The sequence below is a fragment of the Candidatus Tachikawaea gelatinosa genome (assembly GCF_000828815.1).
GTDB classification, from domain to species: Bacteria; Pseudomonadota; Gammaproteobacteria; order Enterobacterales; family Enterobacteriaceae; genus Tachikawaea; species Tachikawaea gelatinosa.
The window spans coordinates 192,069-204,510 of sequence record NZ_AP014521.1; the positions used below are offsets into that span (position 1 = coordinate 192,069).

11 protein-coding genes are annotated in these 12,442 nt (G+C 24.5%); 3 read left to right on the forward strand and 8 right to left on the reverse strand.

From position 1 onward, the window contains the following. Positions 1 to 133: 133 nt before the first annotated feature. The 5 genes from pnp to TGUWTKB_RS00960 all read right to left on the reverse strand — a co-directional run bounded on the left by pnp (position 134) and on the right by TGUWTKB_RS00960 (position 5,656). On the reverse strand, positions 134 to 2,221 hold the full coding sequence (gene pnp / locus TGUWTKB_RS00940; RefSeq protein WP_041062636.1) for a polyribonucleotide nucleotidyltransferase: 2,088 nt from the start codon (positions 2,219 to 2,221) through the stop codon (positions 134 to 136). Positions 2,222 to 2,342: 121 nt separating this feature from the next. Continuing rightward, complete coding sequence (gene rpsO / locus TGUWTKB_RS00945) at positions 2,343 to 2,612, reverse strand: 30S ribosomal protein S15 (RefSeq protein WP_041062639.1); 270 nt, start codon at positions 2,610 to 2,612, stop codon at positions 2,343 to 2,345. A 170-nt stretch (positions 2,613 to 2,782) separates the two neighbouring features. Beyond that, positions 2,783 to 3,712, reverse strand: a complete 930-nt coding sequence (truB, locus tag TGUWTKB_RS00950) for a tRNA pseudouridine(55) synthase TruB (protein WP_041062642.1) — start codon at positions 3,710 to 3,712, stop codon at positions 2,783 to 2,785. Positions 3,713 to 3,737: 25 nt separating this feature from the next. Next, positions 3,738 to 4,121, reverse strand: coding sequence for a 30S ribosome-binding factor RbfA (rbfA, locus tag TGUWTKB_RS00955; RefSeq protein ID WP_041062645.1), 384 nt, complete (start codon positions 4,119 to 4,121; stop codon positions 3,738 to 3,740). Between the two features lie 887 nt (positions 4,122 to 5,008). Next, entirely contained in the window at positions 5,009 to 5,656 is a 648-nt protein-coding gene (locus tag TGUWTKB_RS00960; protein ID WP_041062648.1) for an epoxyqueuosine reductase QueH, read from the reverse strand. 191 nt (positions 5,657 to 5,847) lie between these two features. On the opposite strand from TGUWTKB_RS00960, the gene argA reads away from it, so the two are divergent. Further along, complete coding sequence (gene argA, locus TGUWTKB_RS00965; protein WP_041062651.1) at positions 5,848 to 7,164, forward strand: amino-acid N-acetyltransferase; 1,317 nt, start codon at positions 5,848 to 5,850, stop codon at positions 7,162 to 7,164. A gap of 35 nt (positions 7,165 to 7,199) precedes the next feature. Here the strand turns inward: argA and thyA are convergent, their stop codons facing one another. The 3 genes from thyA to TGUWTKB_RS00980 form a co-directional block, all read right to left on the reverse strand. Beyond that, positions 7,200 to 7,997 carry a thymidylate synthase gene (gene thyA, locus TGUWTKB_RS00970; protein WP_041062654.1) on the reverse strand — a complete coding sequence of 266 codons (798 nt, stop codon included), beginning with the start codon at positions 7,995 to 7,997 and terminating at the stop codon, positions 7,200 to 7,202. Between the two features lie 5 nt (positions 7,998 to 8,002). After that, the gene (gene lgt, locus TGUWTKB_RS00975) at positions 8,003 to 8,872 is read right to left on the reverse strand and encodes a prolipoprotein diacylglyceryl transferase (protein WP_041063508.1); all 870 of its coding nucleotides are present in this window, start codon (positions 8,870 to 8,872) and stop codon (positions 8,003 to 8,005) included. Between the two features lie 126 nt (positions 8,873 to 8,998). Further along, the gene (locus tag TGUWTKB_RS00980; RefSeq protein ID WP_041062657.1) at positions 8,999 to 9,787 is read right to left on the reverse strand and encodes an inositol monophosphatase family protein; all 789 of its coding nucleotides are present in this window, start codon (positions 9,785 to 9,787) and stop codon (positions 8,999 to 9,001) included. Between the two features lie 198 nt (positions 9,788 to 9,985). Between TGUWTKB_RS00980 and TGUWTKB_RS00985 the strand changes: the two genes are divergently transcribed. Together TGUWTKB_RS00985 and rlmN are read left to right on the forward strand one after the other, a co-directional pair. Beyond that, positions 9,986 to 11,155: a cysteine desulfurase family protein gene (locus TGUWTKB_RS00985; RefSeq protein WP_232501627.1), complete on the forward strand. Its 1,170-nt coding sequence runs from the start codon at positions 9,986 to 9,988 to the stop codon at positions 11,153 to 11,155. 138 nt (positions 11,156 to 11,293) lie between these two features. Then, positions 11,294 to 12,367 carry a 23S rRNA (adenine(2503)-C(2))-methyltransferase RlmN gene (gene rlmN / locus TGUWTKB_RS00990; protein ID WP_052459522.1) on the forward strand — a complete coding sequence of 358 codons (1,074 nt, stop codon included), beginning with the start codon at positions 11,294 to 11,296 and terminating at the stop codon, positions 12,365 to 12,367. Positions 12,368 to 12,442 lie beyond the last annotated feature (75 nt).

The window sequence follows — 12,442 nt, forward strand, 5'->3', positions numbered from 1 at the left end:
TTTAATATAAAAAATAATAAAAATCTAACATTATCAACATTATATAATGAGTTAAAAAAAATTAAAAAACATCTAACACCAATTATTAAATATATACTTTAGAAAAAACTGTTTTTTTTTTTAAAAGTTATATTTATGTTTTTTGCAGTTCTTTAATACTTAATCTAATTCTGCTATTACGATCTACTTCAATCACTTTAACTAAAACTTTTTGACCTCTTTCTAAAAAATCTGTAACTTTTTCTACACGTTTATGAGTAATTTGTGAAATATGTACTAATCCTTCTTTTCCCCCCTTAATAGCAACGAATGCTCCAAAATCAACAATCCTTGTTACTTTTCCTGAGTAAATATTACCAACAATTATCTCAGCTGTAATTTCTTCAATTCTTCTAATAGCTTCTTTAGCTGTAATATCTTGATTAGCAGCAATTTTAATTGTACCATCATCCTCGATTTCTATTGTAGTTTTTGTTTCTTCTGTTATAGATCTAATAATTGATCCTCCTTTTCCAATTACGTCTTTAATTTTATCTGTATTAATTTTTATAGTATAAATTCTTGGGGCAAATTCAGAAATTTCTTGACGAGGATTACTAATTTCTTTATTCATGATATTTAAAATATGTATTCTTGCTTTCTTTGCTTCTGTTAACGCTATTTTCATAATTTCCCGAGTGATACCTTTAATTTTTATATCCATTTGTAGTGCAGTAACCCCAGAATCACCTCCAGCTACTTTAAAATCCATATCTCCTAAATGATCTTCGTCCCCTAAAATATCAGATAAAACTACAAAATCTTCTTTTTCTTTAACTAACCCCATAGCAATTCCAGCTATTGCTGTTTTAATAGGTACTCCAGCATCCATCAAAGCAAGTGATGCTCCACATACAGAAGCCATTGATGATGATCCATTAGACTCAGTGATTTCAGATACTAATCTGATTGTATACGGAAAGGATTCTATAGTAGGCATAACAGCTAAAAGACTTCGTTTTGCTAGTTTTCCATGTCCAATTTCCCGACGTTTTGGAGAACCAATATTTCCAGTTTCTCCAACAGAGTATGGAGGAAAGTTATAATGAAATAAAAAATTTTCAGCACGTTCTCCTATAAGTTCGTCAACGTTTTGTGCATCACGTGAAGTTCCTAAAGTAGTTGTAACTAATGCTTGAGTTTCTCCTCTTGTAAAGAGAGCAGAACCATGCGTTCTAGACAATATTCCAGTTATTACGTTAATGTCTCTGATTTCATTTTTAGATCTTCCATCAATACGTTTATTACCTTTAATGAGGCTTTTGCGCATTATTTCTCTTTCAATATTTAAAAGAAAACGAATAATTTTATTTTTTTCTAATTGATCATCTTCTTTTAATACAGTTTCTAAAATATGATTTTTAATTTCATTGATTCTTTCACAGCGTTTATTTTTTTCTTTTATTTTATACGCTTTTTTTAAGTTTTTTTCAACTAAATCTTTAATTGTTGTTTTTAATGTTTTACTAATATGTTCTGGACTCCAGTCCCATACTTTTTTTCCTGCTTTTTCAACAAATTTATTGATGTTTTTTATAACTTTTTGTTGTTTTTCATACCCATAAATAATAGCATTTAATATTGTTTCTTCTGTTAAGAGATTAGCTGATGATTCTACCATTAAAATTGCATCTTTTGTACTAGAAATCACTAGATCTAAATCTGATGTTTTCATTTGATCAATAGTAGGATTTAAAACATATTCTTTGTTAATATAGCCTATACGTGCTGCTCCAATAGGACCTGCAAAAGGAATACCGGATAATGATAAAGCTGCAGAAGCTCCAATAATAGCGACTATATCGGGATTTATTTGAGGATTTAAAGAAACGACAGTAGCAATAATTTGAACTTCATTTATAAAATCTTCTGGAAACAAGGGACGTAATGGACGATCAATTAGACGAGAAACTAATATTTCTGTTTCACTAGGACGACCTTCTCTTCTAAAAAAACTTCCTGGGATACGTCCAGCAGCATAAGTACGTTCCTGATAAGTAATTGTTAATGGAAAAAAATCTACATCTGAGTTAATGTTTTTTTGACAAACTACAGTAACAAGAACAGAAGTATCGTCTATACTAGTCATAACTGCTGCTGTTGCTTGACGAGCTATAACACCAGTTTCTAATTTTATGGTATGTTGACCATATTTAAATGTGCTGATAGTAGGATTTAGCAAAATTTAAAATCCTTAATTTTTCAAAATAGATAAGATAAAATTGTAATTTTTCAATAGTTTTGGATTTTATTAAATTTAAAATTTTTTATGTTTTTTACTAAAAATTAAAAATAATAAATAATTAATGACGAAGTTTTAAACTTGCAATTAATTTACAGTATTTGTCAAAATTTGTTTTTTTCAAATAATTTAGTAATTTTCTTCGTCTAGAAACCATTCTTAGCAATCCTCTACGACTATGGTAATCTTTTTTATGGTAAGAAAAATGATTTTTTAAATGATTGATTTGATTTGTTAACATAGCTACTTGAACTTCGGTGGAACCGCTGTCATTTTTATGATATCCATATGTGCTAATAATACTTTCTTTTACTTTTATACTTAGAGACATATATTGTCCAATAGTTTATTAATGTAAAGCCAATCTCTAACTCAGCGTTTTTAAAATTGTTTATAAAACTTATATTTTTAACAAATTTTTAACTTATTGTTTTGATTGATACTTTTAATATAAATTAATTGTATCAGATATTTATAGCAATATCAAAATGCATAAATTTTTTAAGTATTTAGCAAACGAATAGGAATTATTTCTTCTTTGTTATTAATTTTTCCTACTCCTATAAATTTTTTTTTCTTTCCTTCAGTAATTCGTATAAATCCAGTATAAGAACTATTTTTTTTATACTTTATTATTTTTCCATTTTTTAAAATTATAGTAAATTTTTCTAGTAAATTATATTCAGGAAACATTATTAATAATTTTTCTATTGGAAATATCAATCTATCAATTAAATGATACTTATCAATACCATTTTTTTCAGAAAAGGAATATATTTTTTGTAATTGGTCAAAAGAAGTCATTTCATGATGAATAGATGATATTTTTATGCGATGTAACATAATTACATGTGCACCACAACCAAGTTTTTCACCAATATCTTCAATTAATGTACGAATATAAGTACCTTTTGAGCAATGAATTTCGAGTTTTAAAAATTCTTTTTTCCAAAAAATATATCGTAGTTTATAAATATTAATTAAACGAGGTTGCCGAAAAATTGTAACTCCTTTTCTTGCATATTTATATAAAGGAATTCCATTTTTTTTTATAGCAGAAAACATAGAAGGAGTTTGTAATATTTTTCCAGTAAAACTTTTAAGAACGTCTAATAAATATTTTTCATTAAATTTTATTAGACGTTCTTTAATCACTATACCTTCTGAATCAGATGTATTAGTTGTTTGACCTAACTTTGCTAAGACTTGATAATGCTTGTTAGCATTTAATAAATATTGAGAAAACTTAGTAGCTTCTCCTAAGCAAATTGGTAACATACCAGTAGCTATTGGATCAAGCGATCCAGTATGGCCAGCTTTTTTTGCTTGAAATATATTTTTAATTTTTTGTAAAATTTGATTTGAGGAACATCCTCTTGGTTTATTTAATATAAAAAATCCATTTATTATACGATGTTTTTTATTTTTCATTAATGTATCTTTATTCTCTTTACAGTTATTTCTTATCTTTTTCGTAACGTAAAAGGTTAGATAGAATATTAGAAATATTTATTCCGTTTGTTAGTGAATAATCATAAAAAAATTTTAATTCAGGTAAAATACGTAAATGCATTGATTTTCCTAATAAGTATCGTATATATTTTGAGGAATTTTTTAGACCTTTTAACGTAATTTTTATTTTTTCTTGATTTTTATATTCAAAAATTGTAAAAAAAATTTTTGTGTAAATAAGATCATTTGATACGATAACATCGGATATTAAAACAGTTTTACTAATACGAGGATCTTTAATTTGATGTTGAAGAATAGTAGAAATGTTTTTTCTTAATTCTTGGCTAAATTTTAAAGAACGTAATGTTTTTGGTTGTTTTTTTTTCATATAATAAATTAACCTAAAAAACATTATAATTTTGTTAAGAAAACTATTTATAATATTTTTTAATAAATGTTAGAAAATATATCATGATTAATTTATATTTGTTAAATTTTAAGAAAAATCGAACAAATATCACCATTTTAAAAATTTTTCAATAATTTTTTTGACTTTATAAAAATATTTTTTTTATTTTTATAAAAAATTTCTAGTTATTATAAAATAATAAATAATTGTTTGAATTACACAATATTCAAGAAAAATCCTACATAGAATTAAATAAATTATACATTTTAAGATTAAATGTATCATAATTTTTACTATTTTTTATAATACAACCCATGTTATTTTAGATATTTTTTTATATACAATACGACTTGTATTAATTTTAATATAATTTTTAAAAAAAATTTATGCTAACATAGAATATTTCGTTTAGTGTATAGATAAAATTTATTTTTTATAAAAATAAGCTGTTTTTATCTTTTTAATATCTACTAATGATTAATTTAAAATTTTTTTTATAACACAGCGTATTTTTTTTTATATTAAAAAATCATTAAATAAATTCTATGAATGATTATAAAGTAGTTAAATAATACTTAAAAGATGTAAAAAAATTTTAGTTTTTTATAATTAAAATGACTTAAAAAGTTTACAAGTTGTTATAAATTTAACTTTATACAATTTTATATTTCTTTATTTTTTAATAAAATCAGTAAAAAATATTTCATAATTAAGTGTTTATAAAAAAATTATTAAAAATAAGTAATGTTTTTACAGAAAATTTAAGATAAATAAAAATAACTAGTTTAGATATTATTTTGATGTTTTATTTGCAATAAAAAAATAATATTACAATAATTTTATTCAAAAATTTTTATAACAAAAATTTATTGATAATAATTTTTACCTATTTGAATTTTGTTTCGATTATTCTTTATTCTATGTTTATTAGTATCACGAAGCGAATAAACACAACCACAGTATTGTTGTTGATAAAATTTTTCACGTTTACTAATTGTTATCATATTTAATGAACCTCCTTTTTTTCTCCAATTAAAGGTCCAGTATATCATATTAGAATATCGTGAGACTGCTTTTAAACCAGATTTATTAATTTGGTCTAAATCTTTCCATCGAGAAATTCCTAAAACACTAGTAATTATTGAAAAATTATTTTCATAAGCATATAAAGCTGTTCTTTCAAAACGCATATCGAAACATAAAGTACATCGTTTTCCTCTTTCTGGTTCAAATTCAAGTCCTTTTATACGATTAAACCAATTATTTTTATCATAATCAACATCTATAAAAGGAATGTTTAATTTTTTTGCGAAACGTATATTTTCGTTTTTACGAAGTATATATTCTTTTTTTGGATGAACATTTGGATTATAAAAAAAAATAGAAAAGTTAATATTAGAGTTTTGTAATAATTCCATAGCATAACATGCACACGGTGAACAACAAGAATGTAATAAAAGTTTTTTATAACCTTTAGGAAGAATTATTGATTTTTTTTTGAAAATTATTAACATATAATTATTTATTCCATAGTTTTTTTAAAATATATAATATTTTTTATTATTTAATTTTTATCAATTAGTTATAAAATTTATAAAAATATTATTTTTTCTCAAAAATAATTAGTAAAATTTTGTAAATACTTTTTATAAAATTAATTAACTGATTTTATAAAGTGAAACAATATATTTATTTAGAGGTTATTATGAAGGAACGTACCACTGAATTAGTTCATGGTTTTCGTCATGCAGTTCCATATATTAATACTCATCGTAACAAAATTTTTGTGATTATGTTAAATGGAGAAGCAATCAAACATAAAAATTTTTATAACATCATAAATGATATAGGATTATTACATAGTTTAGGTATTCGTTTAGTAATAGTATATGGAGCCCGTCCTCAAATTAACACTAGCTTAAAAAAAAATAATATTCAAGCCGAGTATTATCAATACAATCGTATAACAGATATATATTCTTTAGAACTAATCAAAAAAGAAGCGGGTAGTCTTCAATTAGAAATTATAGCTCGTTTATCTATGAGTTTAAACAATACACCATTACAGGGTGCTAATATTAATGTTGTTAGTGGTAATTTTGTTATAGCTCAACCGTTAGGTGTTAAGGATGGAATAGACTACATATATACTGGCTGTATAAGACGAATAGAAAAAGATGCTATTGTTCATCAGTTAAATAACAAAAATATTGTATTAATAGGACCAATAGCAGCATCAGTAACTGGTGAAAATTTTAATTTGTTATCTGAAGATATTGCTACAAAAATAGCTATTTCTTTACAAGCTGAAAAAATGATTGGTTTTTGCAATGAGCAGGGAATCACTAATAGTTATGGAGAAGTAATTTCAGAAATTTTTCCTAAAAAACTAAAAGAATTTTTAAAAAATAACCAGGAAATTAAAAAAAGCACTGTTCTCTTTTTAAGAGGAGCAATAAAAGCCTGTCAAAATGGTGTTAAAAGAAGTCACTTTATTAGTTATCAAGAAAACGGAGCATTACTACAAGAACTTTTTTCTAGAGAAGGTATAGGAACTCAAATTGTTATGGAGTCTTCCGAAAAAATACTACATGCAAAAGTTAATGATATAGGTGGTATTATAGAACTAATACGTCCTTTAGAAAAAGCAGGTATTTTAGTATATCGTTCACGTAAACAATTAGAAACAGAAATTGATAAATTTATTATTATTAAACGGGAAAATTTAATTATTGCTTGTGTTGCTTTATATGTTTTTAAAAAAGAAAAAATAGGAGAAATGGCTTGCCTAGCTGTACATCCTGATTATAGAAAATCATCAAGAGGGCAATTATTATTACGTGCTATAGAAAATCAATCATTAAAAATTGGATTAAAAAAAATTTTTGTCATGACTACATGTAGTATACATTGGTTTCAAGAAAATGGTTTTGTTCCTGTGAACATTGATTCTTTACCAAAAATTAAAAGAAAAATATACAATCACCAAAGAAAATCAAAAATACTTATGTTGTATTTATAATATATAAGTCCGATATCATTGTAGTAATATTTTATTTATATAGCAATTTCAGCTTTAATTGAAGGATGCGGTGTATAGTTTTTTATTAAAAAGTCATCAAAGCTATAATCAAAAATAGATTTAGGTTTTCCTTGAATAATTAGATTAGGAAGGGGTTTTGGTTCACGTTTTAATTGTGTGTTTGCTTGTTTTAAATGATTAATATATAAATGTATATCCCCTCCGGTCCAAATTAATTCGTGAGGTTTTAAATTAGTTTGTTCAGCGAACATATGTAATAAAAGTGCGTAGCTAGCTATATTAAATGGCAAACCAAGAAATACATCACAAGAACGTTGATAAATTTGACACGAAAGTTTTTTGTTATTAACATATAATTGAAAAAGTACATGACAAGGAGGTAAAGCCATTTTTTCTATATCTCCCACATTCCAAGCTGATACAAGCATTCGACGTGAATTTGGATTATATTTTAAAGCGTGTACCATAGAACTTATTTGATCTATACTTTTTCCGTTATCACTTGTTTGCCAAAAACGCCACTGTTTTCCATATATAGGTCCAAGGTTTCCAAGTTTATCTGCCCATTCATTCCAGATTGTAATATTTTTTTTCTGTAAATAACGTACATTTGTTTCTCCTTTTAAAAACCAGAGTAATTCATGAATAATTGCAGGAATATAACACTTTTTTGTTGTAATTAATGGAAATCCTTTTTTTAGGTTAAAACGCATTTGATGAGCAAAAATGGATAATGTGCCTATTCCAGTTCGATCTTTTTTTTTTGTACCTTTACTTATAACTTTTTTTACTAATTCTAAATATTGTTTCATATTTATCACTTATTTTTGTAAAAAAAACCATTTAATGAATATATTAAAATAAATATTCCAAAAAAAATCATTGGTAATGATAAAATTTGTCCCATACTAATAGTCTTTAAAAAAAGACCAAGTTGAGGATCTGGTTCACGAAAAAATTCTGAAAAAATTCTAAAAATTCCATAAATAATCATAAAGGTTCCTGATGTTATTCCAGTTTTTTTATATTTTTTAGCAATAATATTCATAATAAAAAATAACAAAATTCCTTCTAGAAAGAATTCATAAATTTGAGAAGGATGTCTAGGTAATACTCCGTAATTTTTCAATAAAATTTGGTATTGTATGTTATTCTTAGCAAGAATTAAATCAATTTCACGTGATTTTGGAAAAAGCATTGAAAAACAAGAACTTGTTGAGACTCTACCCCATAATTCTCCATTAATAAAATTTCCTAATCGACCTGCCCCTAAACCAAAAGGTATTAAAGGTGCAATCAAGTCAGTAATTTTTAAAAAACTTTTATTTGAATTTTTTGAAAAATAAAAAGCTATTACAATAACACCAATTAAACCACCATGGAATGACATCCCACCTTCCCAAATTTTAAATAAATAAAAAGGATTATTTAAAAAGAGTTGAATATTGTAAAAAAGTACATAACCCAAACGTCCTCCTATAATTGCACCCCAAAAACTCATATGAAATAGATTATTTATTTCTTCTTTTTTCCAGACACCTAATGATTTTTTAGATTTTTTTTTTCCTACATAAATAGCAAAAAAAAAGCTTAATGCATACATCAATCCATACCAATAAAAATTTATAGGTCCTATAGAAAAAATTACAGGATTAATTTGAGGAAAATGTAAATAATTATTATATATCATAAATAAACTCGTTTTTAATCTTAAAATCGGTAAATATACTATAAAATAGCTAAATAATTTAAAAAAAATTAAATTCTATTTATATTATAAAATAAAACTTTTATTTTTATAGAAAACTAAGTTTTATAAAGTTTGATGAATCTCCATAAAAAGTAATTTAACAATTTTAGCGTTACCAGATATTAAACTTTCTGATTGCAAATAATTATTAGAACCTCTAAAATCTGTCACTAAGCCACCAGATTCACGTATTAGTAGTTCACCTGAGAAAATATTCCATGGAGCCATGTCCATTGCAATGTCTGCATCTATTCTACCAGCTGCTAAATATGCAAAGTTTAAAGCAGAAGAACCAGTGCAACGTAAATCAATATCTTTATCTAATAATTTTTTAACCAAATTAAATTTAAAAATATATTTTTTTTTACTATTTACTAAAAAATTGATTGCGACAATAGCATGCTTTAATTCTGTAGACTTACTACATCGCAACCTAAAACCGTTAATCTGTGCTCCTCTTCCTCTTGCAGCTGTAAATAATTCATTGCGTATTGGATCATAAATTACAGCAGCTTCAGTTTTATTTTTCATTTGTATAGCAATTGAAATAGCAAAATACGGAAAACATTTAATAAAATTATTAATACCATCTAATGGATTAATAATCCATGTGAAATGAGATTTTTTTTCAATTTTTTTATTAATTTTTGCATAAAAAAAGTTATGATGAGGATAAGATCTTTGAACGATTGTATTAATAATAGTTGCTACTTTATAGTTAATATTAATAAAATATTCATTTTTAAGATAGATATTTTTTCCACGTGCATCTGCTAATACTTCATAATTTTTTGCAATTATAGTTCCTGCTTTACGTATTGCACGTATAGCTATATTAAGCATAGGATGCATTTTATTTTCTCATTATAAATTTATTTTTGGTAATAAAAAAAATAGACAATTTATTAGTTATCGCAAGTTATTTCTAATAGATTTTTTGCTAAAATAATATATATTATATACTACTAAGAAAAAATAAAGATATCTTTTATTATAAATTAAAATAAATACTTTTTTAAAAAGTATTAGTTTAATTAACTTTAAAAATCAATGAAAAAACTTATAAAATTACCTATTTATTTTGATTATGCTTCAACGACTCCTATTGATCCTGAAGTTACTCAATCAATGATTCAATATTTAGGTAATAGCGAAAAATTTGGAAATTCTTCCTCACGATCTCATCAATTTGGATGGCATGCAGAAGAAGCTATTGATATAGCTAGAAATCAGGTAGCTGATTTGATTCATGTTAATACAAACGAAATATTTTTTACTTCTGGGGCGACTGAATCAAATAATTTGGCTATTAAGGGATTAGCATACTCTCATAATAACAAAAAAAAACATATTATTACAAGTTCTATTGAACATAAATCAGTAATTAATACTTGTCTTTTTTTAGAAAAAAAAGGATTTAATGTTACTTATATTAAACCATTAAAAAATGGTTTAATAGATATAAAAGAAATAAAAAAATCCATTAAAGAAGATACTTTTTTAGTTTCTATTATGGAAGTTAACAATGAAATTGGAGTAATTCAAGATATTAGTGCTATCGGAAAAATTTGCAAAAAAAATCATATATATTTTCACGTAGACGCAACCCAATCTATTGGAAAATTTACTGTTGACTTAAGAAAAAAAAATATTGATTTAATGTCTTTTTCTGCACATAAATTTTATGGACCTAAGGGTGTTGGTGTCTTGTATATACGTCAAAATCTACACCTTATTATGGAGCCTCTCATACACGGAGGTGGACAAGAAAAAAAAATAAGATCAGGTACTTTAGCTACACATCAAATTGTTGGAATTGGTAAAGCATCCGAAATTATCCAGAAAAAAAAATTTTTCTCAGAAGAAAAAAAACGTCTAAAAAAATTTCATGATATTCTATTTAATAAAATCAAAAACATTAAAAATATTTCTTTTAACGGTGACTTAAAATTAAATGTCCCGAGCATAATTAATATTTGTTTCTTTGATGTAAAAAAAACCTTTTTTGTAGAAATTTTAAAAACATTAAGTATGTCTTATGGTTCTGCTTGTAACTCTTCTGTAAAAAAATCACATGTATTAAAAGCAATGGGATTAAACGAAAAAATTGTAAATAGTTCCTTACGTTTTTCTTTTGGACGTTTTACTACTGAAGAAGAAATAAATTATGCAACTAAGTTTTTAAAGAAAAATATTGTTTATTTTTATAAAAAAAATTAAAACAAAGTATACATGTTTTTTATTAATGTCTTCTATATTAATGATAATATTTTTATGTTAGAATCCAGGGAATAATTCTTAACAAGAAAATCGTTAATTTTTTATATTATATTAATAAAAAAAACAATAAAAATTGCTATGTTTTTTTCAAAAAATCATCTAAAAAACGAACAACCGATAAATTTACTTGATCTCACTCGTGATCAAATGAAAAAATTTTTAGTTGATATTAATGAAAAACCTTTTCGAGCTAATCAAATTATGAAATGGATTTATCACAATTTTTGTGATGATTTCGAAAAGATGACAAATATTAGTAAATCATTACGTAATAAATTAAAAAAATTTAGCGAAATTAAAATACCAAAAATCATAAAAGAAGAAAAATCGATTGATGGTACTATAAAATGGCTAATTCTTATTAGTACTCAATATATTGAGACAGTTTATATTCCTGAAAAAAATCGAGGTACACTCTGTGTATCTTCTCAGATTGGTTGTCCTGTAAAATGTTCTTTTTGTGCTACTGGACAACAAAAATTTTATCGTAATCTTTTAACATCTGAAATAATTGGTCAAATTTGGTTAATTAAAAATATACAAAATAAAAAAAAAATTCTTCCCATAACAAATATTGTGTTTATGGGAATGGGTGAACCTTTATTGAACGTAAACAATGTTGGCCAGGCTATTTTAATAATATTAGACGATTATTGTTTTGGTTTTTCTAAACGTCGTGTTACTATTTCTACTACTGGTATTGTTCCAGCTTTTAAAAAATTAAAAAAAATTGTTGATGTAGCATTAGCAATTTCATTGCATGCGTCAAATGATGCATTACGAAATAAAATTGTACCTATTAATAAAAAATATAATATATGTAACCTTTTAAATGCAATAAAAGAATATACTAAAAATTCATATGCAAATAAAAAAGGAATTACTATTGAATATGTTATGTTAAATAATATTAATGATAGCGAAGAAGATGCTCATAAATTAATCATTCTTTTAAAAAAAATTCCAAGTAAAATTAATCTTATTCCTTGGAACTTTATAAAAGGATTACCTTATAAAACTAGTTCTTATGAAAAAATTTTTCGTTTTTCAGAAATTTTAATGAAAAACGGATTTTTCACAGTAATACGTAAAACAAAAGGATCTGATATTAATGCTTCTTGTGGTCAACTAATTGGAGAAAAAAATAGCTAGATAATATAAACTCGCATAAATAACTGATTATTTATAAGATTATTACTGCTAACTATTAATAATGATGTAATTTCT

What these genes read in the sequence shown, in the direction of transcription:
- argA (WP_041062651.1), top strand. Translation starts at nt 5,848, where the DNA reads ATGAAGGAACGTACCACTGAATTAGTTCATGGTTTTCGTCATGCAGTT.
- TGUWTKB_RS00985 (WP_232501627.1), top strand. Translation starts at nt 9,986, where the DNA reads ATGAAAAAACTTATAAAATTACCTATTTATTTTGATTATGCTTCAACG.
- rbfA (WP_041062645.1), bottom strand. Translation starts at nt 4,121, where the DNA reads ATGAAAAAAAAACAACCAAAAACATTACGTTCTTTAAAATTTAGCCAA.
- rlmN (WP_052459522.1), top strand. Translation starts at nt 11,294, where the DNA reads ATGTTTTTTTCAAAAAATCATCTAAAAAACGAACAACCGATAAATTTA.
- truB (WP_041062642.1), bottom strand. Translation starts at nt 3,712, where the DNA reads ATGAAAAATAAAAAACATCGTATAATAAATGGATTTTTTATATTAAAT.
- thyA (WP_041062654.1), bottom strand. Translation starts at nt 7,997, where the DNA reads ATGAAACAATATTTAGAATTAGTAAAAAAAGTTATAAGTAAAGGTACA.
- rpsO (WP_041062639.1), bottom strand. Translation starts at nt 2,612, where the DNA reads ATGTCTCTAAGTATAAAAGTAAAAGAAAGTATTATTAGCACATATGGA.
- TGUWTKB_RS00960 (WP_041062648.1), bottom strand. Translation starts at nt 5,656, where the DNA reads ATGTTAATAATTTTCAAAAAAAAATCAATAATTCTTCCTAAAGGTTAT.
- TGUWTKB_RS00980 (WP_041062657.1), bottom strand. Translation starts at nt 9,787, where the DNA reads ATGCATCCTATGCTTAATATAGCTATACGTGCAATACGTAAAGCAGGA.